The sequence below is a fragment of the Methylopila jiangsuensis genome (genome assembly GCF_027922305.1).
GTDB classification, from domain to species: domain Bacteria; phylum Pseudomonadota; class Alphaproteobacteria; order Rhizobiales; family Methylopilaceae; genus Methylopila; species Methylopila jiangsuensis.
On the sequence record NZ_BSFK01000004.1, the window covers coordinates 1 to 14,523 of the forward strand.

The 14,523-nt window shown below is 70.4% G+C and carries 14 protein-coding genes; 9 read left to right on the plus strand and 5 right to left on the minus strand.

Features of this window, described 5'->3' with window-relative positions; translation table 11 throughout:
* The 8 genes from sucD to PKE85_RS01170 form a co-directional block, all read left to right on the plus strand.
* A partial coding sequence (sucD, locus tag PKE85_RS01135) for a succinate--CoA ligase subunit alpha (protein WP_271202955.1) occupies window positions 1-840 on the plus strand: 840 nt, incomplete at its 5' end.
* Window positions 841-991: 151 nt separating this feature from the next.
* Window positions 992-3,949: a 2-oxoglutarate dehydrogenase E1 component gene (locus PKE85_RS01140; RefSeq protein WP_271202956.1), complete on the plus strand. Its 2,958-nt coding sequence runs from the start codon at window positions 992-994 to the stop codon at window positions 3,947-3,949.
* Between the two features lie 71 nt (window positions 3,950-4,020).
* On the plus strand, window positions 4,021-5,298 hold the full coding sequence (odhB, locus tag PKE85_RS01145; RefSeq protein WP_271202957.1) for a 2-oxoglutarate dehydrogenase complex dihydrolipoyllysine-residue succinyltransferase: 1,278 nt from the start codon (window positions 4,021-4,023) through the stop codon (window positions 5,296-5,298).
* On the plus strand, window positions 5,295-5,558 hold the full coding sequence (locus tag PKE85_RS01150; RefSeq protein ID WP_271202958.1) for a hypothetical protein: 264 nt from the start codon (window positions 5,295-5,297) through the stop codon (window positions 5,556-5,558). The genes odhB and PKE85_RS01150 overlap by 4 nt, the downstream gene beginning before the upstream one ends.
* A 1-nt stretch (window position 5,559) precedes the next feature.
* On the plus strand, window positions 5,560-5,811 hold the full coding sequence (locus PKE85_RS01155) for a DUF4160 domain-containing protein (RefSeq protein WP_271202959.1): 252 nt from the start codon (window positions 5,560-5,562) through the stop codon (window positions 5,809-5,811).
* Entirely contained in the window at window positions 5,808-6,107 is a 300-nt protein-coding gene (locus PKE85_RS01160) for a DUF2442 domain-containing protein (protein ID WP_271202960.1), read from the plus strand. Before PKE85_RS01155 ends, PKE85_RS01160 begins: the two co-directional genes overlap by 4 nt.
* 20 nt (window positions 6,108-6,127) lie before the next feature.
* Window positions 6,128-7,531, plus strand: coding sequence for a dihydrolipoyl dehydrogenase (gene lpdA / locus PKE85_RS01165; protein WP_271202961.1), 1,404 nt, complete (start codon window positions 6,128-6,130; stop codon window positions 7,529-7,531).
* 111 nt (window positions 7,532-7,642) lie between these two features.
* Window positions 7,643-8,623 (plus strand): aliphatic sulfonate ABC transporter substrate-binding protein, encoded by a 981-nt coding sequence (locus tag PKE85_RS01170; RefSeq protein WP_271202962.1) that lies wholly within the window; start codon window positions 7,643-7,645, stop codon window positions 8,621-8,623.
* 12 nt (window positions 8,624-8,635) lie between these two features.
* On the opposite strand, the gene PKE85_RS01175 is transcribed toward PKE85_RS01170, so the two are convergent.
* Window positions 8,636-9,607, minus strand: a complete 972-nt coding sequence (locus PKE85_RS01175; RefSeq protein WP_271202963.1) for a DMT family transporter — start codon at window positions 9,605-9,607, stop codon at window positions 8,636-8,638.
* A gap of 168 nt (window positions 9,608-9,775) precedes the next feature.
* Window positions 9,776-9,907, minus strand: a complete 132-nt coding sequence (locus tag PKE85_RS01180; protein WP_271202964.1) for a hypothetical protein — start codon at window positions 9,905-9,907, stop codon at window positions 9,776-9,778.
* 201 nt (window positions 9,908-10,108) lie between these two features.
* On the opposite strand from PKE85_RS01180, the gene PKE85_RS01185 reads away from it, so the two are divergent.
* Window positions 10,109-10,891, plus strand: a complete 783-nt coding sequence (locus tag PKE85_RS01185; RefSeq protein WP_271202965.1) for an enoyl-CoA hydratase — start codon at window positions 10,109-10,111, stop codon at window positions 10,889-10,891.
* 4 nt (window positions 10,892-10,895) lie between these two features.
* Here the strand turns inward: PKE85_RS01185 and PKE85_RS01190 are convergent, their stop codons facing one another.
* Genes PKE85_RS01190 through PKE85_RS01200 form a run of 3 tightly spaced genes read right to left on the minus strand, consistent with a single transcriptional unit; the run spans window position 10,896 to window position 14,502 of the window.
* A complete protein-coding gene (locus PKE85_RS01190; RefSeq protein ID WP_271202966.1) occupies window positions 10,896-12,245 on the minus strand; it encodes a glutamate--tRNA ligase in 1,350 nt (449 codons plus the stop codon).
* A gap of 17 nt (window positions 12,246-12,262) precedes the next feature.
* Window positions 12,263-12,817 carry a hypothetical protein gene (locus PKE85_RS01195; RefSeq protein WP_271202967.1) on the minus strand — a complete coding sequence of 185 codons (555 nt, stop codon included), beginning with the start codon at window positions 12,815-12,817 and terminating at the stop codon, window positions 12,263-12,265.
* Window positions 12,814-14,502: an NAD+ synthase gene (locus PKE85_RS01200; RefSeq protein WP_271202968.1), complete on the minus strand. Its 1,689-nt coding sequence runs from the start codon at window positions 14,500-14,502 to the stop codon at window positions 12,814-12,816. The genes PKE85_RS01195 and PKE85_RS01200 overlap by 4 nt, the downstream gene beginning before the upstream one ends.
* Between the last annotated feature and the right edge of the window lie 21 nt (window positions 14,503-14,523).

Genomic DNA, 14,523 nt, shown 5'->3' on the forward strand with positions numbered 1-14,523 from the left:
TTCACGGGGAAGAACGGCACGTTCCATTCGACGCAGGCGCTGGCCTACGGCACCAAGGTCGTGGGCGGGGTTGCGCCGGGCAAGGGCGGGCAGACGCATCTGGACCTGCCGGTGTTCGACACGGTGGCCGAGGCGCGTGAGGCGACGGGCGCGGACGCGTCGGTGGTCTACGTGCCGCCGGCGGGGGCTGCGGACGCGATCCTCGAGGCGATCGCGGCGGAGATCCCGCTTGTGGTGTGCATCACCGAGGGCGTGCCGGTGCTGGACATGGTGCGGGTGAAGCGGGCGCTTGAGGGGTCGAAGACCCGTCTGATCGGGCCGAACTGCCCGGGCGTGGTGACGGCGGGGGAATCGAAGATCGGCATCATGCCGGGCAACATCTTCACCCGCGGGACGGTGGGCGTGGTGTCGCGGTCGGGAACGCTGACCTATGAGGCGGTGTTCCAGACGACGCAGGAGGGCCTCGGCCAGACCACGGCGGTGGGGATCGGCGGCGACCCGGTGAAGGGCACGGAGTTCATCGACGTGCTTGAGATGTTCCTGGCCGACGACCGCACGGAGCAGATCGTGATGATCGGCGAGATCGGCGGCTCGGCGGAGGAGGACGCGGCGCAGTTCCTGAAGGACGAGGCGAAGCGGGGCCGGAAGAAGCCGACGGTGGGCTTCATCGCTGGCCGCACGGCGCCCCCCGGCCGCCGCATGGGCCACGCGGGCGCGATCATCTCCGGCGGCAAGGGCGGAGCCGAAGACAAGATCGCCGCCATGGAGGACGCCGGCGTCCGCGTCTCACCCTCCCCCGCACGACTCGGAAAAACCCTCGTCGAACTCATCAGGGGCTGAAAGTTCAGCCGTGGCGCCGATTTCGCCTTGATTGCAGGCGAAATCGGCGCCCCTTAAACGGAAGTCGCGTTCCGGTCGTTCACATCCGAACCGCCGCTCCCATATGGCTTCATGGGATGCGGGCTCCGAAAACAACGCAAGGTCTAGATCAATGTCACGCCAGGCGGCGAACCAAGCACTCTCCCTCACCTCGTTCCTGTGGGGGGGCAACGCCGCCTACATCGAGGACCTGCAGGCCCGCTACCTGAAGGATCCGTCCTCGGTCGACCCGCAGTGGCGGGCCTTCTTCGAGGATCTGGGCGACCAGCCCGACGCCGTGGCCAAGACCGCCGAGGGTCCGTCCTGGGAGCGGCCGAACTGGCCGGTGCCCGCCAACGGCGAACTGGTTTCGGCGCTCGACGGAAACTGGGGCGCGGCCGAGATCGTGCTCGGCGACAAGATCAAGGGCAAGGCGGAGGCCAAGGGGTCGGCGCTGACGCCGGAGCAGATCCGCGCCGCGACCCGCGACAGCATCCGCGCGCTGATGATGATCCGCGCCTACCGCATCCGCGGCCATCTGGCGGCCGATCTCGATCCGCTGCGGATCGAGACCCGTCCGCCGCAGGAGGAGCTTGACCCCGCCTCCTACGGCTTTGGCGAGAAGGACCTGGACCGGCGCGTCTTCATCGACCACGTGCTCGGGCTCGAATACGCCACCGTGCGTGAGATGCTCGCCATCCTGAAGCGCACCTACTGCTCCACGGTCGGCGTGGAGTTCATGCACATCTCCGAGCCCGGCGAGAAGGCCTGGATCCAGGAGCGCATCGAGGGGCCGGACAAGGGCGTGGCCTTCACCCCCGAGGGCAAGAAGGCGATCCTCAACAAGCTGGTGGAGGCCGAGGGCTTCGAGAAGTTCCTCGACGTCAAGTACACCGGCACCAAGCGCTTCGGCCTCGACGGCGGCGAGTCCATCGTCCCGGCGCTGGAGCAGATCATCAAGCGCGGCGGCGCGCTCGGCGTGCGCGAGATCGTGTTCGGCATGGCCCATCGCGGCCGCCTGAACATCCTGTCCCAGGTGCTGGGCAAGCCTCACCGGGCCATCTTCCACGAGTTCAAGGGCGGCTCCTGGACCCCGGACGAGGTCGAAGGCTCGGGTGACGTCAAGTACCACCTCGGCGCCTCGTCGGACCGGGAGTTCGACGGCAACACCGTGCATCTGTCGCTCACCGCCAACCCGTCCCATCTGGAGATCGTCGATCCGGTGGTGCTCGGCAAGGTGCGCGCCAAGCAGGACCAGTGGAAGGACGCCGACCGCACCCGCGTGCTGCCGCTGCTGATCCATGGCGACGCGGCCTTCGCCGGCCAGGGCGTGGTGGCGGAGTGCTTCGGCCTGTCGGGCCTGAAGGGCCACCGCACCGGCGGCTCCATCCACGTCATCGTCAACAACCAGATCGGCTTCACCACCAGCCCGCGCTACGCCCGCTCGTCGCCCTATCCGTCGGACGTGGCCAAGATGATCGAGGCCCCGATCTTTCACGTGAACGGCGACGACCCGGAGGCGGTGACCTTCGCCGCCAAGATCGCCACCGAATTCCGGCAGAAGTTCCACAAGCCGGTTGTGATCGACATCTTCTGCTACCGGCGCTTCGGCCATAACGAGGGCGACGAGCCGGCCTTCACCCAGCCGCTGATGTACAAGCGCATCCGCAGCCATCCGACCGCGCTGGAGACCTACGCCAAACGCCTCGAGGGCGAGGGCGTGATCAGGGACGGCGAGGTGGACGAGATGCGCGCCTCGTTCCGGGCGCGGCTCGACGCCGAATACGACGCCGGCCAGGCCTACAAGCCCAACAAGGCCGACTGGCTCGACGGCCGCTGGGCCGGCATCAAGGCCTCGAAGGACGTGGACGACGCCCGGCGCGGCAAGACCGGCGTGGAGATCGACACGCTGAAGCTGCTCGGCCGCAAGCTCACCGAGCTGCCGGCCAACTTCCACGCCCATCGCACCATCCAGCGCCTGCTGGAGAACCGTCGCAAGATGACCGAGAGCGGCGAGGGCATCGACTGGGCCATGGGCGAGGCGCTGGCCTTCGGCTCGCTGCTGCTCGAGGGCAAGCCGGTGCGTCTGTCCGGACAGGACGTGGAGCGCGGCACCTTCAGCCAGCGCCATTCGGTGATCGTGGATCAGGAGACCGAGGCGCGCGCCATCCCGCTCAACACCCTGAGCGACGATCAGGCGGCGTTCGAGGTCATCAACTCCATGCTGTCGGAAGAGGCGGTGCTCGGCTTCGAATACGGCTACTCGCTGGCCGAGCCGAACGCGCTGACGCTGTGGGAGGCCCAGTTCGGCGACTTCGCCAACGGCGCGCAGGTGATCTTCGACCAGTTCCTGTCGTCGGGCGAGCGCAAGTGGCTGCGCATGTCCGGCCTCGTGTGCCTGCTGCCGCACGGCTATGAAGGCCAGGGGCCGGAGCACTCCTCCGCCCGTCTGGAGCGCTACCTGCAGATGTGCGCCGAGGACAACATGCAGGTCGCCAACGTGACCACGCCGGCGAACTACTTCCACATCCTGCGCCGGCAGCTGGTGCGCGACTTCCGCAAGCCGCTGATCCTGATGACGCCGAAGTCTTTGCTGCGGCACAAGAAGGCGACCTCGAAGCTCACCGACATGGACGCGGGGACCTCGTTCCACCGCCTGCTGTGGGACGATGCGGAGCTCAATCCCGGCTCCACCGTCGCCCTGAAGCCGGACGACCAGATCCGCCGCGTCGTGCTGTCCGCCGGCAAGGTCTATTACGACCTGCTGGAGGAGCGCGAGCGTCGCGGCGTGGACGACGTCTACCTGCTCAGGGTGGAGCAGCTCTATCCGTTCCCGGCCAAGGCGCTGACCAACGAGCTCAGCCGCTTCAAGAACGCCGACGTGGTGTGGTGCCAGGAGGAGCCCCGCAACATGGGCTCCTGGAACTTCGTGGAGTCCTATGTGGAGTGGGCGATGAACACGGCGGGCCTCGCCGTGAAGCGTCCGCGCTACGCCGGGCGACCGGCTTCCGCCGCCACCGCCACCGGCCTCATGTCCAAGCATCTCGCCCAGTTGCAGGCGTTCCTGAACGACGCGCTGACGGTCGAGTGACCCGCCGGCGACCCGAGACACAAGACGACTGAACGGGCGGGCGGGGATGGCCCGCCGCATGGGAGATCTAAATGGCGACCGAGATACGCGTGCCGACGCTGGGCGAATCCGTCACGGAGGCGACGATCGGCCGGTGGTTCAAGAAGCCGGGCGAGGCGGTGGCCGCCGACGAGCCCATCGTGGAGCTGGAAACCGACAAGGTGACGCTGGAGGTCCCGGCGCCGGCGGCCGGCGTGCTGGGCGCGATCGAGGCGAACGACGGCGAAACGGTCGGGGTCGGCGCGCTGCTGGGCTCGATCGAGGCCGGCGACGGCGCGGCGCCCGCGCCGAAGGCGGAGGCCAAGGTCGGGAAAGAGGACGCCAAGGCGGCCCCGATCAAGGACGACGCCAACGAGACCAGGCCCCGCGAGGCCCCGAAGGACGCGCCCACGGAGGCTGCGAAGCCGAACGGCGGCGCGGCGGCGGACTCCGGCCCCGCGGTGCGCCGGCTCGCGGCCGAGAGCGGCGTCGATCCCGCGGGCGTCTCGGGCTCCGGCAAGGACGGCCGGGTGACCAAGGGCGACATGCTGGCGGCGATCGAGACCGGGGCGAAGCCCGCCGCGCCCCAGGCGCCGGTTCAGGCGCGCGTGCCCTCCGCCCCGGACGACGCTGCGCGCGAAGAGCGCGTGAAGATGACCAAGCTGCGCCAGACGATCGCCCGCCGCCTGAAGGACGCGCAGAACACCGCCGCCATGCTGACGACCTTCAACGAGGTCGACATGACGGAGGTCATGGCGCTGCGCGCGAAGTACAAGGACGTGTTCGAGAAGAAGCACGGCGTGAAGCTCGGCTTCATGGGCTTCTTCGTGAAGGCGGTGATCCAGGCGCTGAAGGACATCCCGGCGGTGAACGCCGAGATCGACGGTCAGGAGCTGGTCTACAAGAACTACTACCACATCGGCATCGCCGTCGGCACTGACAAGGGCCTCGTGGTGCCGGTGGTGCGGGATGCGGACGAGAAGGGCCTCGCCGGCGTCGAGAAGACCATCGCGGATTTCGGCAAGCGCGCCCGTGACGGCAAGCTCGGCATCGAGGAGATGCAGGGCGGCACCTTCACCATCACCAACGGCGGCATCTACGGCTCGCTGATGTCGACCCCGATCCTGAACGCGCCGCAGTCGGGCATTCTCGGCATGCACAAGATCCAGGAGCGGCCGATGGTCGTCGGGGGCAAGATCGAGATCCGCCCGATGATGTATCTGGCGCTCAGCTATGACCACCGCGTGGTCGACGGCAAGGAGGCGGTCACCTTCCTCGTGCGGGTGAAGGAGAGCCTCGAAGACCCGTCGCGCCTCGTGATGGATCTGTGAGCGGGGCGGACGCCGCCTCGGCCGAGGTCGGGCGCCTGAAGGCGGCGCTCGACCGGCAACTCGTCATGACGCTCGCGGGCGTGGCGGCGGTCGGCCTGATCCTCGCCTTCAGCTCCCGGGAGCAGGGCGGCCTGTGGCCGAGCCTGCTCAATCTGCTGCCATGGATCGCGGGTCTCGCGATCCTGGCCTGCGCGGCGAACCGGGCGACGCTTGCGCTGAAGACCAGAACCCTCCGCCGACAGGCGGACGCCCGGCGCTGAGATGCCGACGGTCGCTCTGCTGGATGGCGTGAAGATCAAATTCTATCATGACGATCACGCGCCGCCGCATTTTCACGCCAGCTACGGGGAATTCGAAGCGCAGATCGAGATCGCCACGCTCGACGTCATTGCCGGGAGCCTTCCGAGAACCCAGCTTCGACTTGTGAAAGAATGGGCCCGGTCCCGCATTCCGGCGCTCAGCGCGGCTTGGAGCGCTTGCATGTCCGATCGGTCGACAGGGAGGATAGAGTGAGCGTTCCGCCTCGCATCGTTTCCGCCGAACCCGTCATTCACGGCGTTCTGAAGATCGTATGGAACGACGGCTATGAGGGGGTCGTGGATCTTCGGCCCGTCATCTCGCGGGGCCGGATCTTCACCTATCTCCAGGATCGGGAGAATTTCCGGAAACTCAGCGTCGAGGACTTCGGTCACTCGGTCGGCTGGACGGACGCTGACGGCGCCGAGATCGATTTTGGCTCCGACACGCTGCGCATGAAGGCGGAGAGTCAGGCCGAGCTCAATCAGCTGGTCTCAAATCTGCGCGTCTGAACCCATAAGGATTTCGTTTGATGGCCTCCTACGACCTGATCGTCATCGGAACCGGCCCCGGCGGCTATGTCTGCGCCATCCGCGCGGCCCAGCTCGGGCTCAAGGTCGCGGTGGTGGAGAAGCGCGCCACCCACGGCGGCACCTGCCTCAACGTGGGCTGCATCCCGTCCAAGGCGCTGCTGCACGTCTCCGAACTGTTCGAGGAGGCGGGCCACAAGTTCGCCGGCATGGGCATCGAGGTGGGCGCGCCGAAGCTCGACCTCGCCAAGATGATGGCGTTCAAGGACGAGGGCGTCAGCGGCAACACCAAGGGCGTCGAGTTCCTGCTCAAGAAGAACAAGATCGACGCCTTCCACGGGACGGGGAAGATCCTCGGGCCCGGCAAGGTGGAGGTCACGCCTGAGAGCGGCGAGCCGAAGACGCTGGAGACGAAGAGCGTCGTCATCGCCACCGGCTCGGACGTGGCGAAGCTGAAGGGCCTCGACATCGACGAGACGACGATCGTCTCCTCCACCGGCGCGCTGACGCTGTCCAAGGTTCCGGGCAAGCTGCTGGTGGTGGGCGCGGGCGTGATCGGGCTGGAGCTCGGCTCGGTGTGGCGGCGCCTCGGCGCGGAGGTGACCGTGGTCGAGTTCCTCGACCGCATCCTGCCCGGCATGGACACGGACGTCGCCAAGCAGTTCCAGCGGCTGCTGGAGAAGCAGGGCGTGGCGTTCAAGCTCGGCGCCAAGGTCACAGGCGCGGAGAAGGCGGGCGAGGGCCTCAAGGTCACGGTGGAGCCCGCCAAGGGCGGCGAGGCCGAGACGCTGGACGCCGACGTGGTGCTGGTCGCCATCGGCCGCACGCCCTACACCGCCGGCCTCGGGCTGGAGGAGGCCGGCGTGGCGCTGGACGAGCGCGGCCGGGTCAAGACCGACGGCCACTTCAAGACCAGCGTGGATGGCGTCTACGCCATCGGCGACGTCATCGTCGGGCCGATGCTGGCGCACAAGGCCGAGGACGAGGGCGTGGCCATCGCCGAAATCCTCGCCGGCAAGTCCGGCCATGTGAACTACGACGTCATCCCGAGCGTGGTCTACACCTATCCGGAGGTGGCCTCCGTGGGGAAGACCGAGGACGAGCTGAAGGCCGCCAAGACGGAGTACAAGGCGGGCAAGTTCCCCTTCACCGCCAACGGCCGCGCCAAGGCCAACGGGACCACGGAAGGCTTCGTGAAGGTGCTGGCGGACGCCAAGACCGACAAGGTGCTGGGCGTCCACATCGTCGGCCCCCGCGCGGGCGACCTGATCGCGGAGGCCGCCATCGCCATGGAGTTCGGCGCCTCGTCCGAGGACATCGCCCGCACCTGCCACGCCCATCCGACGCTGGCCGAGGCGGTGAAGGAGGCGGCCCTCGCCGTGGAGGGCCGCGCCATCCACATGTGATGGCGGCCACGCCGGTCGGAAACGGATTTGTGCATTAAATTTATAGAATGTAGTTGAAATTGGTTGGCGGCTGACGTTCCATGCGCGTGATCCTCACACGCCTGGAACGTCATGACCCACCTTGCCTCCGTCCTCCGGCCGTTCAGCCGCCGCGCCGCTCTCGCGGTCCTTTCCCTCGGGCTTTCAGGCCTGACGCTGGCGGGAGCGCAGGCCGCCGAGACGCTCCGCGTCGGCTACCAGCGCTCCTCCACGCTGATCACGCTGCTCAAGTCCAGCGGGGAGCTCGAGGCGGCGCTGGCGAAGCGGAACGTGACCGTGTCCTGGCACGAGTTCACCAGCGGCCTGCCGCTGCTGGAGGCGCTGAACACGGGCAATGTGGACGTCAGCGCCGACGTGGCGGACACGGTGCCGGTGTTCGCGCAGGCCGCGGGCGCCAAGCTGACCTATGTGGCGGAGGAGGCGGCGTCGCCGGCGGCCCAGGCGATCCTCGTGCCCGCCGCCTCGCCGATCACGTCGGTCGCGGAGCTCAAGGGCCGCCGGATCGCCGTCACCAAGGGCGCTGGCAGTCACTACCTGCTGCTCGCCGCGCTGGCGAAGGCGGGCCTGTCGATCAAGGACGTCAATCCCGCCTATCTGCCGCCCGCGGACGGCCGCGCGGCGCTGGTCGGCGGCAATGTGGACGCGCTGGTGGTGTGGGATCCGTTTCTCGCAAGCACGCAGGCCCAGTCCGGCGCCCGGGTGCTCCAGAACGGCGACGGCCTGTCCAGCTACAAGCGCTATTACCTGACCACCGACGCCTTCGCGAAGGACCACGCGCCGGTTCTCGAGACGATCGTGGCCCAGCTCAAGGCCAAGGGCGCCTGGGTCAAGGCGCATCCGCAGGAGGCCGCCGCGCAGCTCGCCGCCATCTGGAAGATCGACGCCGCCATCATCGAGCAGGGCAACGCGCGCCGCTCCTATCAGGTCGCGACGGTGACGCGGGACGGCCTCGCGGAGCAGCAGAAGATCGCGGACGCCTTCTTCGCCGAGGGGCTGTTCCCGAAGCCGATCGTCACCGCCGACACGCCGGTCTGGCAGCCAGCGAGCCAGTGAGCGGGCGCGCCCTCAGCGGCGCCGGTCGCTCAGGGTGAACCAGCCGACGCCGGCCAGCACCAGCGCCGCGCCGGCGAGGTCCATCGGGGTGGCGCGCTCGCCGAGAAACAGCACGGCGAGCGCGAGCGTCGCGATCGGGCTCACCGTGCCGATGGCGGCGTTGGCCTGCGCGGAGATGCGGTGCAGCGCGGCCGACAGCAGAAAGCTCGGCAGCACGGTGGCGAACAGGGCGAGCGCCGCCGCCAGCGCCCAGGCGCGCGGGCTCAGGCCTCCGAGCGCCGACAGATCGCGCACGATCAGGAACTGGACCAGCGCGCCGGCCGCCGCCGCCAGCATGGCGAGGCAGGTGAACAGCTTCGGCCCGAGCCGGGCGATCAGCCCCTTGGCGAACAGCTGGTAGAGCGCGAAGGCGAGCGCGGAGGCCAGCACCAGCAGGGCGCCGGCGCGGGTGGCCTCGAGGCCCTCCGCCTCCATGTCCTTCAGGAACACCAGCGCGAGCCCGGCGTAGGACAGGCCGAAGGCCGCGAGCGCGCCCGGCCGAAACGGCTGGCGGAAGAACGCCGCCCCCAGCAGCACCGTGAACAGCGGATAGGTGAACAGGATCAGCCGCTCGAACGGGGCCGAGATGTAGGCGAGGCCGAGGAAGTCGGTGTAGCTCGCGAACCAGTAGCCCAGCAGGCCCACGGCGAGCGCCGCGGCGGCGGTGCGGGCGTCGAGCGCGGCCGGGCGGCCGGAGCGCGCCAGCGCCAGCGCGCCGATCGCCACATAGACCGGGAGCGCCAGACCCATGCGCAGCGCGAGCAGGGTCTCGGTGTCCACGTTCTCGGCGTAGGCGAGCTTGATCAGGATGCCCTTGGCCGAGAACAGGATCGCGCCCGCGGCGGCGAGCGCGTAACCGTCCCACGGGATGCGGGGCTTCAGCGAACGGGCGTCGGTGACGATCTCGGGGTCGGCGGGGGTGGCGGTCGGCGTCGAGGGGGGCATGGCGGATCCTTCGCCGGTCCGCCTAGCATGCGCCGTCTCGTCCGCCCACGCCTGCGCGCGGGCGCCTGCGCCGCGCCCGGAGCGGAGGTTGTCGTCCGCTCATGCGAAAAAGGCCCGGAGGGGGAGGCTCCGGGCCTTCCTGGATGGGGACGCGGGCGCGCCCGGCGCTTACGTGCCGGTGACGGCGTCGGTCTGGGTCGAGGCGGTGGTGTTCTTGCGGGCGCAGGGCTCGGCCGAGGCCGGGGCCGCGAAAGTCGCGGCGAGGCCCAGCGCGAGCAGGGCGGCGGTCAGCGTCTTCATCATCGCACTCCGGGGTTCGCGGGCGCGGGAGGATCGCGCGCCATAGGCACTACGGTACCCCTGTTGCGCCGCACGCCAAGGGGAGGCGCGGCCGGCGCCGTTCACGCTTTCGCGCGCGGCCTTCAGGTGTGGAGCGCGGGCGGCCGATGCCGTAAGCCTTTGGGGGAGCTGTCCGCTGATCCTTCGGAAACGAGGCGCCCCATGACCGAACCCGCTTACGACACGCTTCTGGTGGAGACCCGCGGCGCGGTCGGCCTGATCACGCTCAACCGGCCCAAGGCGCTGAACGCGCTCAACGCGCAGGTGATCGGAGAGCTGGCTCGCGCGTTCGAGGCCATGGAGGCGGACGAGGCGGTCGGCGCGGTGGTGGTGACGGGCTCGGAAAAGGCCTTCGCCGCCGGCGCGGACATCAAGGAGATGGCCGCCAAGACCTATGCGGAGGCGTTCCTCGAAGACTTCACGCCCGTCTGGCGGCGGCTCGTCGCCTGCCGCAAGCCGTCGATCGCGGCGGTGTCGGGCTACGCGCTCGGCGGCGGCTGCGAGCTCGCCATGATGTGCGACATGATCTTCGCCGCCGACAGCGCGAAGTTCGGCCAGCCGGAGATCACGCTCGGCATCATTCCGGGCTTCGGCGGCACCCAGCGGCTGGCGAAGGCGGTCGGCAAGGCCAAGGCCATGGACCTGATCCTCACCGGCCGGATGATGGACGCGGCCGAGGCCGAGCGCTGCGGCCTCGTCGCCCGCGTGGTCCCGGCCGAGCGGCTGCTGGACGAGGCGCTGGAGGCGGCGGCCAAGATCGCGGGCTTCTCGCGGCTCGCGACGCTGGCCGCCAAGGAGGCGGTGGACGTGGCCTCCGAAGCCTCGCTCGCCGAGGGCGTGCGCTTCGAGCGCCGGCTGTTCCAGGGCCTGTTCGCGACCGAAGACCAGAAGGAGGGCATGGCCGCCTTCGTGGAGAAGCGCAAGCCGGCGTTCCGCAACCGCTGACGGTTCAGCCGCCGATGGCGCGCGTCAGACGGTCGGCGGCCCGCGCGCGGCCGATGAACGGCAGCAGCCGGGCGAGCTCCGGGCCGTGGGCCGCGCCGGTGAGCGCGAGCCGCAGCGGCTGGAACAGCGCCCGGCCCTTCGCCCCGGTCGCGGTGGAGACCGCGCCGGTCCAGGCCTTCCATGTGGTCTCGTCCCACGGCTCCGGCGGCAGCAACTCCAGCGCCTTCTGAAGCGTCGCGGCGTGCTCGGCTTCTGCGGGCGGGGCTGGGAAACCGTCGTCGGCAGCGATCGCCCACCAGGTCGCGGCGTCGCCGAGCGTGGCCAGATTGCCCCGCACCGTGTTCCAGAACGCCGCGCCGCCGCCCACGCCCGCCGCCTCAAGCCGCGCCGCGACCGTCTCGAACGGCAGCGCGTGCAGCGTCTTCTCCGACAGGGCGCGCAACTCCCCCATGTCCACCTGCGCCGGCGCGCGCGACAGGCGCTTGAGGTCCAGCAGGCCGGCGAGGTCGTCGAGGCTCGCCACCGGCCGAACCGCCTCCGCCGAGCCGATCAGCGTGGCGTAGGCTGCGACCGCCAGCGCCTCCACGCCCTCGTCGCGCAGCGTGGCGAGCGCCAGCGCGCCGGTGCGCTTGGACAGGCCGTCGCCCTCCGCGGAGGTCAGCAGGTTGTGATGGGCGAAGGCGGGCGGCGCTGCGCCCAAGGCTGCGAACAGGTCGAGCTGCACGGCGGTGTTGGCCACATGGTCCTCGCCCCGCACCACCGCGGTCACGCCCATGTCGGCGTCGTCCACCACGCTGGTGAAGACATAGAGGAACGAGCCGTCGTCGCGGCGCACCACCGGGTCGGACAGGCTGCCGAGGTCGATCTCCTGGGCGCCGCGCACGTCGTCCTCCCACGCCACGCGCCCGCCCGTCAGCCGGAAGCGCCAGTGGGGCCGGCGCCCTTCGGCCTCCAGCGCCGCGCGGCGCTCGGGCGTCAGCCTGAGCGCGGCCCGGTCGTAGAGCGGCGGGCGGCCGGAGGCGCGGGCGAGCTTGCGGGCGCGGTCGAGTTCGGCTTCCGATTCATAGGCCGGATAGAGCCGCCCTGCGGCCTTCAGGCGCTCGAACGCGGCCTCATAGAGCGCCGTCCGCTCCGACTGCCGCGCCTCGCCGTCCGGCGTCAGGCCGAGCCAGGCGAGGTCGGCGCGGATCGCGTCCACATACTCCTCGCGCACCCGCTCCCGGTCGGTGTCGTCCAGCCGCAGCAGGAAGCGTCCGCCGTCGCGGCGCGCCAGCAGCGCGTTCAGCAGCAGCGTGCGGGCGTTGCCGAGATGGAGCCGGCCGGTGGGCGAGGGCGCGAAGCGAAGCACGGACATCAGGTCGTCGGTCCCCGTCAGCGGCCGCAGTCCCGCACCCACATGCCGCCGGTGGGGGCGATCTCCGGGTCGGGATTGGCGCTCCAGTAGGCGAAGGCGCGCTGCAGCTCGGGCAGGAACACGGCGGCCGGCGCGGCGTCGTCCAGCGTCTCCGGCTCCGCCCGGCGGAAGCGCTCGTCGAAGAAGTGGATCGGCGAGGCGGGCGCGTCGCCGTCCTCCGGATCGCGGCCGGACGGGGTGGCGAAACGGCCGGAGGGCGTCGCCGGCGCGGTTCCTCCGCCTTCCGCCATCTCGGCGTAGCTGTCGGCGGCGCCGGAGGAGGGCGTGAGCTTGAAGCGGTAGGACACGCGGGGGCCGAGCGTCAGCGCGAAGCCGAACCGTGAGCCGGAGCCGGCGTCGCGCGACGCCACGAAGCGCAGCGTGCTCGCCGCACCGCCTTCCGCCGGGCGGTAGACCGCGGTCCCGAGCGCGCAAGCCCCCGCGCGCGCCTGCGCGCTCGCCACGGCCGGGCTGAGCGCCACGCCGAGGCCGGAGGCGAGCGCCGCAAGGCCGCAGGCGCCGAGCGGTCTCACGCGCGGGTTCCCGGATCGCGGAAGCGGTTGATGATGGGGTAGCGCCGGTCGCGGCCGAAGTTGCGCGCGGTCACCTTCACGCCCGGCGCGGACTGGCGGCGCTTGTATTCGGCCAGATACAGCAGCCGCTCCACCTTGGAGACGACCTCCGGATCGAAGCCGGCGGCGATCAGGTCGCCGACGCCGGTCTCGTCCTCCACCAGCCCCTGCAGGATGGCGTCCAGCGTCTCGTAGGGCGGCAGGCTGTCCTCGTCCTTCTGGTTCTCGCGCAGCTCCGCGCTCGGCGGCTTGTCGATGACGCTGCCGGGCATCACCGGGCCGTCGGGTCCGAGCGCGTCCGCCGGGCGCCAGCGGTTGCGCAGGCGGCAGAGGCGGAACACCTGCGTCTTGTAGAGGTCCTTGATCGGGTTGAAGCCGCCGTTCATGTCGCCATAGAGCGTGGCGTAGCCCACCGACATCTCGGACTTGTTGCCGGTGGTCACCACCATCGGCCCGAACTTGTTGGAAAGCGCCATCAGCAGCAGCCCTCGGGCGCGGCTCTGCAGATTCTCCTCGGTCACGTCGCGGGGCAGGGTCCCGAACAGCGGCGCCAGCGCCGCCTCGATCCCCTCGACCGCGGGCGCGATCGGCAGCGTGTCGTAAGGGACGCCCAGCGCCTCGGCGCAGGCGGCGGCGTCGCTCAGACTCTCCTCCGACGTGAAGCGGTAGGGCAGCATCACGCAGCGCACCTTGTCGGCGCCCAGCGCATCCACCGCCATGGCGGCGCAGAGCGCCGAGTCCACGCCGCCGGAGAGACCGAGCACCACGCCGGGAAAGCCGCTCTTCGCCACATAGTCGCGCAGGCCCAGCACGCAGGCGCGGTAGTCCGCCTGGTCGTCGTCCTCGTCGAGCGGGGCGACCGGGCCGCCGGCGCAGCGCCATGCGCCGTTCTCCCGCCGCCAGTCCGTCACCGCCAGGTCCTCCGCGAAGGCCGGCGACTGGAAGGCGAGGCTGCGGTCCGCGTTCAGCCCGAAGGAGGCGCCGTCGAACACCAGCTCGTCCTGGCCGCCGACCTGGTTGAGGTAGATCAGCGGCAGCCCGCTCTCCACCACCCGGGCGGTCGCCACGTTCAGCCGCACGTCCGCCTTGCCGCGCCAGTAGGGCGAGCCGTTGGGCGAGATCAGCAGCTCGCCGCCGGTCTCGGCCAGGCAGTCCACCACCTCCTCGGTCCAGATGTCCTCGCAGATGGGAACGCCGACCCGCACGCCGCGCACCGGGATCGGGCCGGGCAGGGGGCCGGGCGCGAACACGCGCTTCTCGTCGAACACGCCGTAATTGGGCAGGTCCACCTTGTGCCGCACCGCGCGCAGCGCGCCGCCGGCGAGATGGGCGACCGAATTGTAGAGCCTGCCGTCCTCGACGAAGGGCAGGCCGATCAGCACGTCCGGGCCGCCGTCGGCGGTGTCGGCGGCGAGCGCGTCCAGCGCCCGCCGGCACGCCGCCTGGAAGGCGGGCTTGAGCACCAGATCCTCGGGCGGATACCCGGCGAGGAACAGCTCCGGGAACACGATCACGTCCGCGGCCTGCGCCGCGGCCTCGTCCCGGAAGCGGCGGGCGCGCGCCAGATTGCCCGCGACGTCGCCCACCGTCGGGTTCGCCTGGGCGAGCGCGATGCGGAGCGTGTCGGGCGTGCGGGTCTCGGACATGAGAGCCCGTCTAGCGCGGCG

Bases quoted from the DNA above. Each gene is read 5' to 3' on its own strand.
- PKE85_RS01140 (WP_271202956.1), top strand. From the start codon at position 992: ATGTCACGCCAGGCGGCGAACCAAGCACTCTCCCTCACCTCGTTCCTG.
- odhB (WP_271202957.1), top strand. From the start codon at position 4,021: ATGGCGACCGAGATACGCGTGCCGACGCTGGGCGAATCCGTCACGGAG.
- PKE85_RS01155 (WP_271202959.1), top strand. From the start codon at position 5,560: ATGCCGACGGTCGCTCTGCTGGATGGCGTGAAGATCAAATTCTATCAT.
- lpdA (WP_271202961.1), top strand. From the start codon at position 6,128: ATGGCCTCCTACGACCTGATCGTCATCGGAACCGGCCCCGGCGGCTAT.
- PKE85_RS01170 (WP_271202962.1), top strand. From the start codon at position 7,643: ATGACCCACCTTGCCTCCGTCCTCCGGCCGTTCAGCCGCCGCGCCGCT.
- PKE85_RS01175 (WP_271202963.1), bottom strand. From the start codon at position 9,607: ATGCCCCCCTCGACGCCGACCGCCACCCCCGCCGACCCCGAGATCGTC.
- PKE85_RS01180 (WP_271202964.1), bottom strand. From the start codon at position 9,907: ATGAAGACGCTGACCGCCGCCCTGCTCGCGCTGGGCCTCGCCGCGACT.
- PKE85_RS01185 (WP_271202965.1), top strand. From the start codon at position 10,109: ATGACCGAACCCGCTTACGACACGCTTCTGGTGGAGACCCGCGGCGCG.
- PKE85_RS01190 (WP_271202966.1), bottom strand. From the start codon at position 12,245: ATGTCCGTGCTTCGCTTCGCGCCCTCGCCCACCGGCCGGCTCCATCTC.
- PKE85_RS01200 (WP_271202968.1), bottom strand. From the start codon at position 14,502: ATGTCCGAGACCCGCACGCCCGACACGCTCCGCATCGCGCTCGCCCAG.